Annotated in this window: 14 protein-coding genes and 3 pseudogenes; 7 read left to right on the top strand and 10 right to left on the bottom strand. The window is 68.6% G+C overall.

Going from position 1 to position 14,682, the window contains the following annotated elements:
• Positions 1–244 precede the first annotated feature (244 nt).
• Entirely contained in the window at positions 245–1,189 is a 945-nt protein-coding gene (locus K1X59_RS10475; protein WP_183150078.1) for a DUF1254 domain-containing protein, read from the top strand.
• Between the two features lie 45 nt (positions 1,190–1,234).
• Here K1X59_RS10475 and K1X59_RS10470 read toward each other — a convergent pair whose 3' ends face one another.
• Together K1X59_RS10470 and K1X59_RS21320 are read right to left on the bottom strand one after the other, a co-directional pair.
• The gene (locus K1X59_RS10470; RefSeq protein WP_183150077.1) at positions 1,235–2,584 is read right to left on the bottom strand and encodes a deoxyribodipyrimidine photo-lyase; all 1,350 of its coding nucleotides are present in this window, start codon (positions 2,582–2,584) and stop codon (positions 1,235–1,237) included.
• A gap of 90 nt (positions 2,585–2,674) precedes the next feature.
• Positions 2,675–3,084, bottom strand: a pseudogene (locus K1X59_RS21320) (hypothetical protein).
• Between the two features lie 178 nt (positions 3,085–3,262).
• On the opposite strand from K1X59_RS21320, the gene thrS reads away from it, so the two are divergent.
• The gene (gene thrS, locus K1X59_RS10465) at positions 3,263–5,188 is read left to right on the top strand and encodes a threonine--tRNA ligase (RefSeq protein WP_244632583.1); all 1,926 of its coding nucleotides are present in this window, start codon (positions 3,263–3,265) and stop codon (positions 5,186–5,188) included.
• The gene (locus K1X59_RS10460; protein ID WP_183150076.1) at positions 5,185–5,748 is read left to right on the top strand and encodes an HIT domain-containing protein; all 564 of its coding nucleotides are present in this window, start codon (positions 5,185–5,187) and stop codon (positions 5,746–5,748) included. The genes thrS and K1X59_RS10460 overlap by 4 nt, the downstream gene beginning before the upstream one ends.
• Position 5,749: 1 nt before the next feature.
• Here the strand turns inward: K1X59_RS10460 and pdxY are convergent, their stop codons facing one another.
• Together pdxY and K1X59_RS10450 are read right to left on the bottom strand one after the other, a co-directional pair.
• Complete coding sequence (pdxY, locus tag K1X59_RS10455; protein WP_220173389.1) at positions 5,750–6,601, bottom strand: pyridoxal kinase PdxY; 852 nt, start codon at positions 6,599–6,601, stop codon at positions 5,750–5,752.
• Positions 6,602–6,646: 45 nt separating this feature from the next.
• The gene (locus K1X59_RS10450) at positions 6,647–7,954 is read right to left on the bottom strand and encodes an aminotransferase class I/II-fold pyridoxal phosphate-dependent enzyme (protein WP_220173388.1); all 1,308 of its coding nucleotides are present in this window, start codon (positions 7,952–7,954) and stop codon (positions 6,647–6,649) included.
• Positions 7,955–8,045: 91 nt separating this feature from the next.
• Here K1X59_RS10450 and pdxS point away from each other — a divergent pair, with 91 nt between their 5' ends.
• Positions 8,046–8,936, top strand: coding sequence for a pyridoxal 5'-phosphate synthase lyase subunit PdxS (gene pdxS, locus K1X59_RS10445; RefSeq protein WP_183150075.1), 891 nt, complete (start codon positions 8,046–8,048; stop codon positions 8,934–8,936).
• Positions 8,926–9,539 (top strand): annotated as a pseudogene (gene pdxT, locus K1X59_RS10440) (pyridoxal 5'-phosphate synthase glutaminase subunit PdxT). The gene pdxS and the pseudogene pdxT overlap by 11 nt, the downstream one beginning before the upstream one ends.
• A 45-nt stretch (positions 9,540–9,584) precedes the next feature.
• On the opposite strand, the gene K1X59_RS10435 reads toward pdxT, so the two are convergent.
• From K1X59_RS10435 to K1X59_RS10425, 3 genes are read right to left on the bottom strand one after another with little or no spacing between them, the layout of a single operon-like run.
• Positions 9,585–9,956: an FtsX-like permease family protein gene (locus tag K1X59_RS10435; protein WP_183150074.1), complete on the bottom strand. Its 372-nt coding sequence runs from the start codon at positions 9,954–9,956 to the stop codon at positions 9,585–9,587.
• Positions 9,953–10,927, bottom strand: coding sequence for an ABC transporter permease (locus tag K1X59_RS10430; protein ID WP_220173387.1), 975 nt, complete (start codon positions 10,925–10,927; stop codon positions 9,953–9,955). The genes K1X59_RS10435 and K1X59_RS10430 overlap by 4 nt, the downstream gene beginning before the upstream one ends.
• Positions 10,924–11,664 (bottom strand): ABC transporter ATP-binding protein, encoded by a 741-nt coding sequence (locus K1X59_RS10425; protein WP_183150072.1) that lies wholly within the window; start codon positions 11,662–11,664, stop codon positions 10,924–10,926. Before K1X59_RS10425 ends, K1X59_RS10430 begins: the two co-directional genes overlap by 4 nt.
• 124 nt (positions 11,665–11,788) lie before the next feature.
• On the opposite strand from K1X59_RS10425, the gene K1X59_RS10420 reads away from it, so the two are divergent.
• Together K1X59_RS10420 and K1X59_RS10415 are read left to right on the top strand one after the other, a co-directional pair.
• Positions 11,789–13,069 carry a histidine kinase gene (locus K1X59_RS10420; protein ID WP_183150071.1) on the top strand — a complete coding sequence of 427 codons (1,281 nt, stop codon included), beginning with the start codon at positions 11,789–11,791 and terminating at the stop codon, positions 13,067–13,069.
• Positions 13,050–13,711 (top strand): annotated as a pseudogene (locus K1X59_RS10415) (response regulator). Before K1X59_RS10420 ends, K1X59_RS10415 begins: the two are co-directional and overlap by 20 nt.
• Here the strand turns inward: K1X59_RS10415 and K1X59_RS21315 are convergent.
• From K1X59_RS21315 to K1X59_RS21305, 3 genes are read right to left on the bottom strand one after another with little or no spacing between them, the layout of a single operon-like run.
• Positions 13,687–13,857, bottom strand: a complete 171-nt coding sequence (locus K1X59_RS21315; RefSeq protein WP_258566784.1) for a hypothetical protein — start codon at positions 13,855–13,857, stop codon at positions 13,687–13,689. The pseudogene K1X59_RS10415 and the gene K1X59_RS21315 sit on opposite strands and share 25 nt — an antisense overlap.
• Positions 13,854–14,219: a phosphotransferase gene (locus tag K1X59_RS21310; RefSeq protein ID WP_244631872.1), complete on the bottom strand. Its 366-nt coding sequence runs from the start codon at positions 14,217–14,219 to the stop codon at positions 13,854–13,856. Before K1X59_RS21310 ends, K1X59_RS21315 begins: the two co-directional genes overlap by 4 nt.
• Positions 14,195–14,638 (bottom strand): hypothetical protein, encoded by a 444-nt coding sequence (locus K1X59_RS21305; protein WP_244631870.1) that lies wholly within the window; start codon positions 14,636–14,638, stop codon positions 14,195–14,197. Before K1X59_RS21305 ends, K1X59_RS21310 begins: the two co-directional genes overlap by 25 nt.
• Positions 14,639–14,682: the final 44 nt, after the last annotated feature.

Below are 14,682 nucleotides of genomic sequence, written 5' to 3'. Positions count from 1 at the left end.
CAAACCCCCGGTTCTCCGGGGGTTTTTTCGTGCTTGGGGGAGTCCGTCCGCGATGGTGCTCACCGGTCCCCACTTCCCGTATCGTCGGGGCCTCCACCAAGCCAGCAGAGACCTTCGCGGCTCGCTGCCGACGACTGAGACGCACTGCTCTCGGCGCTCGCTGGGTCATCCGCCCTCTCGGTGATCCGACTCCCGGCGACCGTCACCCGATAGGGTGTGCCAACAGAGCAGCGAGGAGTCCCTGATGAGTGCACAGATCGTCGATGTCGACAATTTCACGCGGGTCGAAACCGACACGATGATCGAGCGGATGCTGCCGATCATCGGCGGAGTGGGCGTTTTCCATCATGACCGCGCGCTCCCTCCTCTGGACCAGCAGCCGGTGATTCGGCAGAATCGCGACACGCTCTATTCCGTCGCCATCATCGATCTCAGCGCGGGGCCTGTCACCCTCACCCTGCCGGAGGTCGGAGATCGGTATCTCTCCGTCATGATCATCAACCAGGACCACTACATCAATCGCGTCTTCCACCGGGCCGGTACCTACTCCCTCACGATGGAGGATTTCGACACCCCGCACGTGATCGCCGCAGCACGGATCCTCTTCGATCCGGCACGTCCGACCGACCTCGAAGCGGTAAATCGGATCCAGGATCAGATCATTCTCTCCGCGAGCGGTGTCCAGGCATTCTCACATCCCGAGTACGACCACGAAAGCTACATCCAGGTTCGTGAAGCCCTGCTGGTCCTGGGGAAGACGATGGGCGGTCTGGCGAGATGTTTCGGGGCGAAGGAACACGTCGACCCGGTGCGTCATCTTGTCGGCACGGCGCTCGGTTGGGGTGGCCTTCCTGATGCGGAAGCGTCGTACATCAACATCGACCCGAAGCTCCCCGTCGGGCGTTACAGCATGACCTTCCGCGACGTGCCCGCCGACGCGTTCTGGTCGGTGAGCGTGTACAACGCCGCTGGCTACTTCGAACCAGGACCGACCGGCACCACGAACGTCAACTCCGTGTTCGCCGCGAGGAATGACGACGGATCGACCACGGTGCGCCTCGGAGATGACCGCGACGGTGCCCTCAATGCCATTCCCCTCCCCGAGGGATGGAACCTCCTGATCCGGCTCTACCGTCCGCGTCTCGATGAACTCGCCTCCTGGAAGGTTCCGGAGATCATCGCTGCCTGACTCGACCCAGCCGCGGCATGATTCGAATCAGCGCCGAGGCATGCCTCAGGAAGGTTCGCGGGGGGCGCGTCTGACGGCCTCGTACGCCGCGAGGGCCGCCTTGCGCGTCTCGCCCAGGTCGACGATCGGCTCCGTCGGCGCGTCTGCGGCCCAACGCGAGATGTAGAGGTGCTGCGGGTCGAACTTCTTCGCCTGCAGCTCAGGGTTGAACACGCGGAAGTACGGCGCGGCGTCGGCTCCTGACCCGGCGACCCACTGCCAGTTGAACGGGTTGTTGGCTTCGTCGGCGTCGACCAGCGTGTCCCAGAACCACTCTTCGCCGAGGTGCCAGTCGACGAGCAGATTCTTCACGAGGAACGACGCCACGACCATGCGGACGCGGTTGTGCATATAACCCGTGTGCCAGAGTTCGCGCATCCCGGCGTCGACGAGTGGAACACCCGTCTCTCCGTGCTGCCATGCGTCGAGGTGTGCGGGGTCGAGAGGCGGCCACGGGAAGGCGTCGAATTCCGGACGGAGGTTCTTCGTCGCCAGGTCGGGGGAGTGGTAGAGGGTATGCCAGGCGAACTCGCGCCATCCCAGCTCCGACAGGAAACCGCCGGCTCCATCCACCTCGACCGCTTCGTGCCACACGGTGTGCGGACTCACCTCACCCCAGCGCAGCCGCGGAGACAGCATCGAGGTCGCGCCCGCCGCCGGCTCATCCCGCGCGCGGTCGTAAGAGGGCAGGTCGCTCTCGAGGAACTGCTGCAGGCGTCGTCTGGCCGCGGGTTCGCCCGGTTCCCATGTCTCGCGCAATCCCGAGGCCCAGTCGGGAGCGGTCGGGAGGAGCTCCCATGCGTCGAGCGCGTCGGACTTCGGTGGAGCGGCGACTCCTCGGATCTCCCGGGGTTCGGGAAGCGGGGCGCGCGGTGCGGGAAGCGACTGGCAGGCGCGCCAGAACGGCGTGAACACCGAGTAGTGCGTGCCGCTGCCTGTCGTGACGGTCCACGGTTCGTGCAGGAGGGATCCGGCGAAGGAGGCGACCTCGACTCCTCGTGCACGCAACGTCGCCTTGAGCGCGGCGTCGACCTCGCGCTCCGGGCCGCCGTAGCGGCGGTTCCAGAACACCGCCCCGGCACCGACCTGCGCCGCCAACTCGGGGATCACGCGGCCTGCCGGGCCGCGTCGGAGGACGAGAGTGCCGCCGCGCTCGACGAGCCGCTCGGCGAGCGAGGCCAGCGAGTGATGCAGCCACCACCGCGCCGCGCCGCCGAGACGCCGGAACCCGGGCGATTCCTCGTCGAGGAGGAACACCGCGACGATCGGCTCGTCGCGATCGATGGCGGCGCGCAGGGCGGGGTTGTCTGCGAGGCGCAGATCGTCGCGGAACCAGACGAGGGAAGGCGAGGACATCGCCCCATTCTCGTCGAGGGGGCATCATCCGCCGTCGGGGGTCGAACCCGCGCCGAGAAGCTGCTAAAGAGATCGAGGCAAGAGCACGGTCTAACGACGGGTCGGCCTGATGCGTGCTCCGGAATCGGACGTCGCCCACAGCGCCCACGCGACGAGGACCGGCTGCAGGAAGAGCCGCCCGAGTCGCCGACCGTCGGTGTCGAGCCCGGGGTGGAGCGCCGCGTGCGCCATTGGTGGACGTTTCCCGGGAACACCGCGACGAAGAAGGCCGCTGTCGCCCATCCGATCCGGCGGCGCTCGCGAGGCAGAGCGAGGAGTCCTGCGGCGAGCGCGACCTCTGCGGCACCGGAGGCGACCACGATCGCATCCTTGTCCAGACGTGTCAGCCTCGATGCCCAGTCGGGCACCACCACCCGGAATCCTCGTGTGCTCAGGAAATGGGCCACCCCGATGCCCCCGAGCGCGATGGCGAGGATCCAGCGCGCGACTGCTCTGCTCATCCGCTCACGCTACAGGGCGATCCCGTCGCGCGCCCGCCGCATCTGCGACCTCGGCAGCGGTCAGGACACGGTGCTCATGCGAGTAACCTGGGTACCGACCAGATGGAGAGTTTCTGTGCCTGAAAACGCCCGGCCGAATGACGGCTTCGCCCTGTTCACTGACCGAAACGTCGTCGCGATGCGCGTCAACGGCGATCTCAAGGATCTCGCCACGACCGTCACGGACACCGACGAGGTCGAGGCGGTCACGATCGACAGCGCCGACGGGCTGAACATCCTGCGTCATTCTGCGGCCCACGTGCTCGCCCAGGCGGTGCAGCGCATCAACCCCCAGGCGAACCTCGGCATCGGACCTCCCATCACCGACGGCTTCTACTACGACTTCGGCGTCGACACCCCGTTCACCCCCGAAGACATCAAGGCCATCTCGAAGGAGATGCAGCGCATCGTCCGGGAGGGGCAGCGCTTCGTGCGCCGTGTCGTGACCGACGATGAGGCGCGCGCCGAGCTCGCGGACGAGCCGTTCAAGCTCGAGCTCATCGGACTCAAGGGCGGGAAGGAAGCCGCCGAGGGCGCCTCGGTCGAGGTCGGCGAGGGCGAGCTGACGATCTACGACAACACCACCCGCGACGGCGAGGTCGTCTGGAAGGACCTCTGCCGCGGACCTCACCTGCCCAACACGCGCATGATCGGCAACGGCTGGGACCTCACCCGCATCGCCGCAGCATACTGGCGCGGGAGCGAGAAGAACCCGCAGCTGCAGCGCATCTACGGCACGGCCTGGCCGACCAAGGAGGAGCTCCGCGAGTACCAGCACCGCCTCGAGGAGGCCGCAAAGCGCGACCACCGGCGCCTGGGCAAGGAGCTCGACCTGTTCTCGTTCCCCGAGGAGATCGGTTCCGGTCTCTCGGTCTGGCACCCGCGCGGCGGCGTGATCCGCGGCGAGATGGAACAGCACGCCCGCACGCGCCACATCGAGGGCGGGTACACCTACGTGTACACGCCGCACATCTCGAAGGAAGACCTGTTCCTCACCTCGAACCACCTCGTCACCTACAAGGACGGGATGTTCCCGCCGATCGTGATGGACGAGGAGCGCGACGACGAGGGAAACATCACCAAGCAGGGCCAGGACTACTACCTGAAGCCGATGAACTGCCCGATGCACATCCTCATCTACAAGGAGCGTGCGCGCAGCTACCGGGACCTGCCGCTGCGGTTCGCCGAGAACGGCACCGTCTATCGCAACGAGCTCTCCGGTGCGTTGCACGGCCTCACCCGCGTGCGCGGCTTCACTCAGGACGACTCGCACCTCTTCGTCACACCCGACCAGCTCGAGGCGGAGGTCGCCAAGGTCCTCGAGTTCATCCTCTCGATGCTGCGCGACTTCGGTCTGACCGACTTCGAGCTCGAGCTGTCGATGAAGGACGACGAGAAGTCGAAGTGGATCGGCTCCGACGAGTTCTGGGAGTCGTCGACCGACGCGCTGCGCCGCGTCGCCGTGGCCTCCGGGCTCAAGCTGACCGAGGTGCCCGGCGAGGCCGCGTTCTACGGCCCGAAGATCGACCTCAAGACGCGCGACGCGATCGGACGCACCTGGCAGCTCTCGACCGTGCAGGTCGACCCGAACCTGCCCGAGCGCTTCGACCTCGAGTTCATGGACAAGGACGGGCAGAAGAAGCGCCCGATCATGATCCACCGCGCCCTGTTCGGCTCGATCGAGCGGTTCTTCGCGATCTTGCTCGAGCACTACGCCGGCGACTTCCCGGTGTGGTTGTCTCCCGTTCAGGTCGTGGGCATCCCGGTCGCCGACGACTTCGCCGACTACCTCGGCGACGTGATCGACACCCTCCGCTCGCAGGGCGTGCGAGCCGAACTCGACACCTCGGACGACCGGATGCAGAAGAAGATCCGCACCCACACGACCGGCAAGGTGCCGCTGCTGCTCATCGCGGGGGAGAAGGACCGCGACGCGGGCACCGTCTCGTTCCGTTATCGCGACGGCTCGCAGGAGAACGGCGTGCCGATCGCGGATGCCGTCGCCCGCATCCGTGCTGTCATCGACAGCCATGGACTCGTGCAGACAGCGGGGGATCTGGCGTGACCGACGGGGAGCAGCCGCTGGAGGATGCCGGGCGCCTCGCCGGCGTGCCGGACCAGTTCCAGCGGCTGTGGACCCCGCATCGGATGGCGTACATCCAGGCCGGACCCGAGCCGCTGCGCGAGGAGTGCCCCTTCTGTGAGGCGCCGAAGTACCCGGACTCCGAGCGGCTCGTCGTGGCGCGGGGGAAGACCGCCTATGTGCTGTTGAACCTCTTCCCGTACAACTCGGGGCACCTGCTCGTGTGCCCGTACCGCCACATCGCCACTTACGACCAGGCGACTGCCGAGGAGGTCGCCGAGATCGGCGCGCTGACGCAGACGGCGATGCGAGTGCTTCGGGAGGTGTCGCACTGCGACGGCTTCAACCTCGGCATGAACCAGGGCGCGGTGGCCGGTGCCGGTGTCGACGCCCACCTGCACCAGCACGTGGTTCCGCGGTGGGCGTCCGACGCCAACTTCTTCCCGATCATCGCCAAGACGAAGGCGCTCCCGCAGCTCCTCGGCGAGGTGCGCGACGCCGTCGCCGCGGCCTGGCCTCCGGCGGACGCGGCGACGGCGTGATTCAGCGCACCTGGCGGGCCGTGAACTGCATCCGCGGGTGGGCGTAGAACTCCTGCGCCTCGACGAGCTGCAGCTCCCGCGCTCCGGACTCCAGGGTCGCCGCGAGCAGGTCGTACACACTCGATGCGGTGCGCTCGAGGGCGATCTTCGCGCTCCCGGTCTCGACGTAGTGCGCGGTGAACAGCGCGGCGGTGACATCGCCCGACCCGTTCGCCTTCATCGGCAGGTGCGGAGTCTGTACGAGCCAGGCGCCCGTGTCGTCGGCAGCCAGCATCTCGATGGTGCCCTCTTCGCGGTCAGGGCGTTCGACGCTGGTCACGAGCACGGTGCGCGGACCCATCGCGTGAGCCAGATCGACCGACGCGAGGGTGCTCTCCAGCGTGTCGGGCTCTGTGTCTGTGAGGAAGCCGAGCTCGAACTGGTTCGGCGTGATGATGTCGGCGACGGGGACGACGCGTTCGCGCAGCAGGACCGGAATCGCCGGGGCCACGAAACAGCCGGACTTGGCATTGCCCATCACCGGGTCGCAGGCGTAGACGGCGTTCGGATTGGCGGTCTTCACCCTGGCGACGGCATCGATGATCACGTCGCCGATGCCCTCGCCGCCCTGATAGCCGCTGAGCACGGCATCGATCTCGCCGAAGACGCCGCGCTCCTCGATGCCGGTGATGACCTCGCGCACATCGTCGGGAGCGATCATCGGTCCTCGCCAGGCGCCGTAGCCGGTGTGATTGGAGAAGTTCACGGTGTAGACCGGGAGCACTTCCACACCGATGCGCTGCAGCGGGAAGACGGCAGCCGAGTTGCCGACGTGGCCGTGGGCGACGGCGGACTGGATGGAGAGGATCTTCATTCTCCGACTCTTTCGTTCAGGCGGACAGGCGTCCGCGGCAGGTGGTCATCGTCCGGCGGCGACGAGGTCGGCGACCAGGGTCCCGGCATCGTCGTCGGACAGATCGTGCACGGTGAGGCGCAGGTGGTGCGAGGGTTCCGCACTCTCGTCCAGCGCGAAGTCGTCTCCGGTCCTGGCGAGCCATCCGCGCCGCATCAGCCGCTCGGCGACGATGCGTGCCGGTTGCGGGAGCCGGACCCAGAGGCTCAGGCCGTCGGAGACCGTGGCGTCGATGCCTGCCGTCCGCAGCCGTTCTGCGAAGGCGGTGTTCCGCGCGGCGTAGTGGCTCGCTGCCGCGGCGACCTGCGCCATGACGGAGTCGTCGGTCAGCTGGGTGAGGGCGAGCCGCTGCAGCAGATGGCTCACCCACGTGGTGCCGGGGCTGAGGCGCATCGCCAGCCGGCCGGCGGTCTCCGCATCCGTCGCGGCGATCGCAAGGCACATGTCGGGTCCGAGGAACTTCGACACCGAGCGCACGAGCGCGTACCGCCGGTGTTCGGGGCCGATGAGCGACTCGTAGGGTCGCTGTGACAGCACCGAGAAATGGTCGTCCTCGATGATGAGCACGTAGGGGTGATCGACCAGGAGCGCGCGGAGCTGCGCCGCACGGGCGGGCGTGAGGCTCGCCCCTGTGGGATTCTGCGCGCGGGGCGTGCAGATGATCGCGCGGACACCGGCGTCCAGCGCCGCCCGCAGTCCCTCCACCGTCATCCCCTCGGCATCGACCGGAACAGGGACTGCGCGGTACCCGCCCAGGCGGACGGTGTGGATGCTCGCGAGGAAGCACGGGTCTTCGAGCGCGACCGCGTCGTCGCGCATCAGCGCCTGTGCGAGAAGGCGCTCCACCGCATCGACCGCGCCACTGGTGACCGTGATGCGGAAGTCGTCGTCGTCCAGGTCGACCGACATCCACTCCCGCGCCCACTCCTCGAGCCCTCGATCGATCACGGGTTCGCCGTAGAGGACAGGGCGGGAGGCGATCGTCATGAGCGCAGGCGCCGGATCGGGGATCAGACGTGGATCGGGGTTGCCGGTGCCGATGTCCCGCAGCACCGTATCGGGCGCGTACCCTTCCTGGGCGACGGATCCGAGGCCGGCGATGACCGTTCCCGCGCGTCCGCGGGAGACCACGAGCCCCGCTTGGGCGAGCTGCCGGTACGCCGCGACCGCGGTGTTGCGGTTCACGCCGAGCGTGGCGGCGAGTTCCCGCACCGGAGGCAGAACGCTCCCTGCGCGAAGGATGCCGCGGTCGTGCAGCGCACGCACGCTGTCGGCGATATCCGACGCCGAGGTTCCGCTGATCTGGTCGCTCATGGTCCTCCTCGACGATTCTAGGTCGTCGCCGACAGTGTTATGTTTGACCTAGATCAAACCTGTTTTCGGATCATCCCGATAGGAGCTCCACATGACCGAGACCACCACCGGATCCTCGCGCGTCAAGCGCGGCCTCGCCGAGATGCTCAAGGGTGGCGTCATCATGGACGTCGTCACCGCGGAGCAGGCGAAGATCGCCGAAGACGCCGGCGCCGTCGCCGTGATGGCGCTCGAGCGTGTCCCCGCCGACATCCGCGCGCAGGGAGGGGTCTCGCGGATGAGCGACCCCGACATGATCGACAGCATCATCGACGCGGTGTCGATTCCCGTGATGGCGAAGGCGCGTATCGGGCACTTCGTCGAGGCGCAGGTGCTGCAGGAGCTCGGCGTCGACTACATCGACGAGTCCGAGGTGCTCTCCCCAGCGGACTACGTGAACCACATCGACAAGTACGGTTTCACGGTGCCGTTCGTGTGCGGAGCCACCAACCTCGGCGAGGCTCTCCGGCGCATCAACGAAGGCGCAGCGATGATCCGGTCGAAGGGAGAGGCCGGCACCGGCGACGTGTCGGAGGCGATGAAGCACATCCGCAAGATCCGCGGTGAGATCGCGGCTCTCACCGCTCTCCCCAAGGACGAGCTCTTCGTCGCGGCCAAGGAGCTGCGGGCGCCGTACGAGCTCGTGGCAGAGATCGCGGAGACCGGGAAGCTCCCCGTCGTGCTGTTCGTGGCGGGCGGTGTCGCCACTCCCGCGGATGCGGCGATGATGATGCAGCTCGGCGCCGATGGCGTGTTCGTCGGTTCGGGCATCTTCAAGTCGGGGAACCCTGCCGAGCGCGCGAAGGCGATCGTCAAGGCGACCACGTTCTACGACGACGCAAAGGTCATCGCCGAGGTCTCACGCGGACTCGGCGAGGCGATGGTCGGCATCAACGTCTCCGACCTCCCCGCTCCGCACCGGCTCGCCGAGCGTGGCTGGTAGTCCTCGCGTCGGAGTGCTCGCGCTGCAGGGCGACGTGCGCGAACACGCCGCCCTGCTGTCCGGACTTTCGGCGCCGATGTCGCCCTGGTGCGCCGCCCCGAGGAGCTGTCGACGCTCGACGGGCTCGTGATCCCCGGCGGCGAGTCGAGCGTGATCGACAAGCTCTCCCGCGTCTTCGGGATGCAGCGCCCCATCCGCGACGCGATCGGCGCCGGCCTGCCCGTCTACGGGACATGTGCGGGGATGATCCTGCTCGCCGACGCCGTGCTGGACGGCATCGACGGACAGGAGTCCTTCGGCGGGATGGACATCGACGTGCGCCGCAATGCCTTCGGGCGTCAGAACGAGTCGTTCGAGACGGAGCTGGACGTCCCCGCCCTGGGCGCGCCGACCGTGCATGCGACGTTCATCCGTGCCCCCGTCGTCGACCGTGTCGGTGCAGGCGTGCACGTCCTCGCCTCGCTGGCGGACGGAACCGTCGTCGCCGTCGAGCAGGGGGCCCTCCTCGGCACGAGCTTCCACCCCGAAGTCGACGGCGAGACCCGCTTCCATGAGCGCTTCCTCGACAGTGCCCGGGTGTTCCGGGCGGCACGGGAGGGGTAGGCCCTCGGTCTGCCGCGCCGTTCCCGGCGAGCCGCTCCGGTGGCATCACTCGACCGCGAGCGCGCGCGGCACCTCGGTGCGAAGCGCCGCGGCAGTGGGGAACACGGTGGCGGCGAGAAGCAGGAGCAGTCCGCCGCCGGAGATCAGGCCCATGGCGGGGAACGAGACGGCGGCGCCGGGCAGGTCGAGCGCATCGGCGATGAGGAACCCGCCGATGCCGGTGGCCGCGGCGCCCAGGATGACCGCTGTCACGGCGTAGGCCACGGCCTCCCAGACGGCGACGAGGAGGATGGTCGGCGGCGTGGAGCCGACCGCCTGGATCAGCGCGAACTCGCGTCCTCGGGCATGACTCGACATGAAGACCGTGGCGGCCGCGGCGACACCGGACAGGAGCAGCGGGCCGCCGAGCAGGATCACGACCCCCTCGGGGGCGAGGGAGAACCCGGCATCGCTTCCGGTGCGCGCGGCCTGCGCTGCGGCCGTCGTCTGCGCGGTCGTGTAGAGACCCCGGCGAGGGCGATCGCCACCATGAGGGGACCGATCGCAGCGTTGGAGCGGCTGAGTCGATAGCGCGCCGAGTTCCTGGCCAGCAGCCATGTGGCAGACGCACGCGCGGGTATCGCCGCGGTCCATGCGCGCAGGACGAGCGGGAACAGGAGAGGTCCCGCGGCCGCGAAGACAGCAGCGATCAGCGGTGTCAGCAGCACAGCTTGCCCGGAGAACGTCGACATCGATGCGCCGCCGTCGAGATTCAACACGAGAGCGACCACTGCGCCCACCGTCGCGACGGTGAGAACGATCCGGAGCCAGCCCATGCGCATGCGCGGCGGCTCCGCATCACGCAGCGCTTCGATCGGCGGTGTGCGGGCTGCGCGCCGCGCGCTGCGGAGTCCGCCGAGGAGCACGACGACGCCGATGGCGACGGTGACGATGAGGATGCTCACGCCGCCGAGATGCACGCTGATCCCCTGCATGTCCGGCCACTCACGGAACACCCAGACGAACAGCGACGGGAAGACGGGGAGGGCGAGGAGGCATCCGACGAACGCGCCGACGAGTCCGACGATGCCGAGCTGGGCGAGGACGACGACGCCGACGAGAGCCGGTCTCACCCCCACGAGCTGCCACAGCACGTAGGTGCGGAGCTGGAGTGAGATCGTGAGGTTCGCTGCAGATCCGAGCACGACGAGAGCCGTGATGACGGTGAACATGATGACGGCGGACGCGGTGCTCGAGAGTCCCTCCTGCACGGCGCCCCCGTGGACGCTCCCGGTCTCCAGGAGGGCCGCCGTGATCGCCCCGACGAACCCGGTGGCGATGATGACGAAGAGGACACCGAGCCACACTCGTGACTGCCGGACCAGATCGCTCACGACGAGGCGGATCATGCGCCGGCCCCTGCCCTGCTCACGGATTCGAAGACCTGTTCCGGTGTCGGGTGTCGCAGCTCGTCATGGATGGTCCCGTCGCGGAGCACGAGAACGCGATCGGCGAGCGCGGCGGCCTCGAGGTCATGCGTCACCATCACGACCGAACGCCCGTGCCCGGACGAGGCGCGCAGGAGTCGGAGCACGTCTGCGCCCGTGGCGGTGTCGAGCGACCCGGTGGGCTCGTCGGCGAAGACGATGTCCGGACGGAGGGCGAGCACGCGCGCGATGGCGACCCGCTGCTGCTGTCCTCCGGAGAGCTGTCCTGGTCGATGGCCGCCTCTGTCCGCCAATCCGACATCGCTCAGGGCGCGGTCGACGTCCGCGCGCTGCACCTTGCGTCGGGCGAGCCGAGCGGGCAGGGCGACGTTCTCCCGTGCGCTCAGCGACGGGATCAGGTTGAAAGACTGGAACACGAAGCCGATGTGGCGACGGCGCAGGGCAGCCGATGCGCCGCGACGCAGCGCCGCGAGGTCCTGACCGGCGACGTGGATGGTACCGGAATCGTAGGACTCGAGACCGGACAGGCACGAGAGCAGGGTGGATTTGCCGGATCCGCTGGGTCCGACGATGCCGATCATCTCGCCGGGATGAACGTCCAGGGAGATGCCGCGCAGCACGGGCACCCGTGGCTGCCTCCTTCCGGCGCCGGGGAAGGTCTTGTGCAGGTTCGCGGCATGGATCAGTGGCTCGGTCACCTGCTCATTCCAGGGGATCCCCGCGATCCGCGCGAGGGAGTGGGGACGAGGATCCTGGTAGAGCTGGGTCTACTCTTCGTGGGAGATGAGCGCCGCAGAAGCGTCCGCTCCCTAGGGTGGAGGCATGGGGGACGAGACCGTATGGCATGCGATGATGCGTGCGCCGTGGCGTTTCCTGGTCGGACGCTGGCCGTGGCGCGTGCTCCTCTACCTCGTGGCCAGTGCCCTGATCGGGGTGCTGCTCCTGCCCGTCCTGATCGTGTCGGTGCTGCTGGTGCCGCTGTGGGGAATCGTCATCGGCGCGATCGAGCGTCGTCGCACCCGCTGGCTCGGCTTTCCCGCCCAGGCGTCGGGGCACGTGCCGCTGGCCCGGGAGCAGCGACACATCTGGCTGGCGGTGCGGATGAGTGAAGGCGCGACGTGGCGCGAGGCGGCGGCTGTGCTCGTCGACCTGCTCATCGGCTGGGTCGTGCTGGCTGTCTTGTTCTTCGAAGGTCTCGGGGCGGTGCTCCTGGTCTACATCGCCGTCTCCGGTGCCCGCGGCCCCACGCGCATCAACCTCTTCGGCGACGCATGGGTGCTCGTCGCTCCCGACACCTGGTGGCCGGTCGTCCCGATCGGGCTGATCGCCGTCTGCGCGATCGCCTACGTCAACGCCGTGCTCGCCGCCGGGCAGGCGTCGCTCCTGCGCGGGCTCTGCAGCCCGCGGCAGCACGAGCTCGTCCGCAACATGGAACGTCTGATCCAGTCGCGCGTGACGCTCGTCGAGGCGTTCGAGACCGAACGGCGGCGCATCGAGCGCGATCTGCACGACGGTGTGCAACAGGAACTCGTCACGCTCGCCGCGCGGCTCGGCCTGGTGAGCCTCGAGCTCGACGACCTCGAAGCGCGAGGTGCAGACACACTGCCCGCTCGCGAGGCCCTCGAGGCCGCGCAGAGCCAGGCGGAGCAGGCGATGGGGACGCTTCGGGACACGGTGCGCGGCATCCATCCCGTCGTCCTCATGGACCATGGGCTTCGTGCCGCACTCGACGAGCTCGCCGACCGTGCCCCGGTGGCGTTGCGTCTCGAGGTCGACGTCGGCAGGCTTCCCGTCGCGGTCGAGACCGCCGCCTACTATCTGGTGACCGAGGCGATCAGCAACGCCGCCAAGCACAGCGTCGCGACGAGGGTCACCGTGCAGGGGCGTGTGGAGCACGGTCTGCTGTCGATGGTCGTCACGGACGACGGGCACGGAGGTGCGGATGCGAACGGCGGCACCGGACTACGAGGCCTTCGCGAGCGCGCAGAGACACTCGGCGGGCGGTTCGCGGTGGTGAGTCCCGCCGGAGGACCGACGACCCTTCACATGATGCTGCCCCTGCTCACGGACGGAACGGTGCCGAATGCGATTGCTGCTCGCTGAGGACTCCGCGCTCTTGCGCGAAGCGCTGACCGCACTGCTCGAGCGGCTCGGCCATACCGTCACGGCGACCGCGCAGTCGGCGCCTGGACTGCTCGAGGCGCTCGGCCGCGCGGCGGACGCCGGAGACCTGCCCGACCTCGTGATCACCGACGTACGCATGCCGCCGGGGAACAGCGACGACGGGCTCCGTGCCGCACTCCGTATCCGCGCCCTTCACCCGCATCAGCCGATCATGGTGCTCTCGCAGTACATCGCCGACACCTACGCCCGCGAACTGCTCACACTCCCGGAAGGTGCGATCGGGTACCTGCTCAAGGACCGGGTGAACCGGGTGCGCGACTTCGCCACCGCGCTCGAGAGCGTCGCCGCAGGGGGACGGTCATCGACCCTGAGGTGGTGCGGCATCTTCTCGGCTCCTCGCGGCCGGGGCCGCTCGACACCCTCACGGTGCGAGAACGTGAAGTGCTCGCGCTCATGGCAGACGGTCAGTCGAACACCCAGATCGCGGCGACGCTCACCCTGACGGACGCCGCGGTGAGCAAGCACATCGGCAACGTCTTCACCAAGCTCGGCCTCGGACCGGTCGAGGAGAACCGCCGGGTGCGGGCGGTGCTGACCTACCTCGACTCCGCACGTTCCTGAGTCTGTGTCAGCAGGACGTCGAGCCAGCGCAGCGCGGGGAGCGCCTGTGCGCGCTGAAACGCCCGGAGCCCGGGGAGCTGAGGAATGTCCGGCTGCGCCTGCGCGTACCAGAGGAACGACGCGAATCCGGAGATGATCGCGATCATCTCCGGGGCGGGCGGGGCCCCGTGCTCTTCGAAGACGCGCCACGCGTCCTCGCACGAGGGACCCCGGCCGCCTCGATGCTGGGCAGCAGGCAGGGGAGGTCCACCCACGGGGCGCCCCTGAGCGCATGCGGCCAATCCAGGAGATGTGCTCGCCCGTCCTGCACGAGGATGTTGTCTGCGCGCACGTCGCCGTGGACGATCACCCGCCCGCTCACGGCGTCGCCGAGACCGCGCTCGATCCGCAGCAGCTCGGCGATCCGCTCCTTCAGCCCGTCGGGAAGGCCGTGCGCCAGGTGTTCGTCGTCGGCGATGTCGCGCCAGCGCGTGAAGCCGGGGATCATGCTGTCGGTGGCATCGGGCATCCCGACGGGCGCGGGGGTCGAGGCGAGAACCCGAAGGCGCTCCGCGATGGCATGAAGGTCATCGACCACCCAGGGGTCCCCGGGTGACGGCCGTCGATGGCGGCGAGCAGGAGTGCAGCGCCGACCGGTTCATCGACGTCGCCCAGCACGGTGGGAGCGATCTCCGAGGGCAGCACGGCGAGTACTCGCATCTCCGCACGGAGATAGGCGAGGGAGTCCTGGTGGCCGTCGTGCGCACAGGCCTTGACGAATGCCGTGCCCCTGGTCGTGGTGACCACCCCTGCGTAACCCGCGCTGAATCCGTTCTGGGCGGGAGCATCTCTGACGAAGCGCCCTCCGATGGCGTCCACGATGCGGGCGCGGAGGAGGAGGGGGAGTGCGGACCACTCAGGTCGGAGTCGGTCGGCGCCTGCGTTCATGGTGTCGTTCCCTTCGCTCGCAGCGTCGCGGCCCCGGGGCACGG

Origin of the sequence: Microbacterium sp. Se5.02b (assembly GCF_019464375.1) — a bacterium.
Lineage (GTDB): Bacteria > Actinomycetota > Actinomycetes > Actinomycetales > Microbacteriaceae > Microbacterium.
Note: the sequence above shows the minus strand (reverse complement) of the source record. Positions and strands in the feature narration are given on the sequence as shown.

Coding starts and splice junctions, on each gene's coding strand:
- K1X59_RS10475 (WP_183150078.1), top strand. CDS start 245: ATGAGTGCACAGATCGTCGATGTCGACAATTTCACGCGGGTCGAAACC.
- K1X59_RS10470 (WP_183150077.1), bottom strand. CDS start 2,584: ATGTCCTCGCCTTCCCTCGTCTGGTTCCGCGACGATCTGCGCCTCGCA.
- thrS (WP_244632583.1), top strand. CDS start 3,263: ATGCGCGTCAACGGCGATCTCAAGGATCTCGCCACGACCGTCACGGAC.
- pdxY (WP_220173389.1), bottom strand. CDS start 6,601: ATGAAGATCCTCTCCATCCAGTCCGCCGTCGCCCACGGCCACGTCGGC.
- K1X59_RS10450 (WP_220173388.1), bottom strand. CDS start 7,954: ATGAGCGACCAGATCAGCGGAACCTCGGCGTCGGATATCGCCGACAGC.
- pdxS (WP_183150075.1), top strand. CDS start 8,046: ATGACCGAGACCACCACCGGATCCTCGCGCGTCAAGCGCGGCCTCGCC.
- K1X59_RS10430 (WP_220173387.1), bottom strand. CDS start 10,927: ATGATCCGCCTCGTCGTGAGCGATCTGGTCCGGCAGTCACGAGTGTGG.
- K1X59_RS10420 (WP_183150071.1), top strand. CDS start 11,789: ATGGGGGACGAGACCGTATGGCATGCGATGATGCGTGCGCCGTGGCGT.
- K1X59_RS21315 (WP_258566784.1), bottom strand. CDS start 13,857: ATGATCGCGATCATCTCCGGATTCGCGTCGTTCCTCTGGTACGCGCAG.
- K1X59_RS21310 (WP_244631872.1), bottom strand. CDS start 14,219: ATGCCCGATGCCACCGACAGCATGATCCCCGGCTTCACGCGCTGGCGC.
- K1X59_RS21305 (WP_244631870.1), bottom strand. CDS start 14,638: ATGAACGCAGGCGCCGACCGACTCCGACCTGAGTGGTCCGCACTCCCC.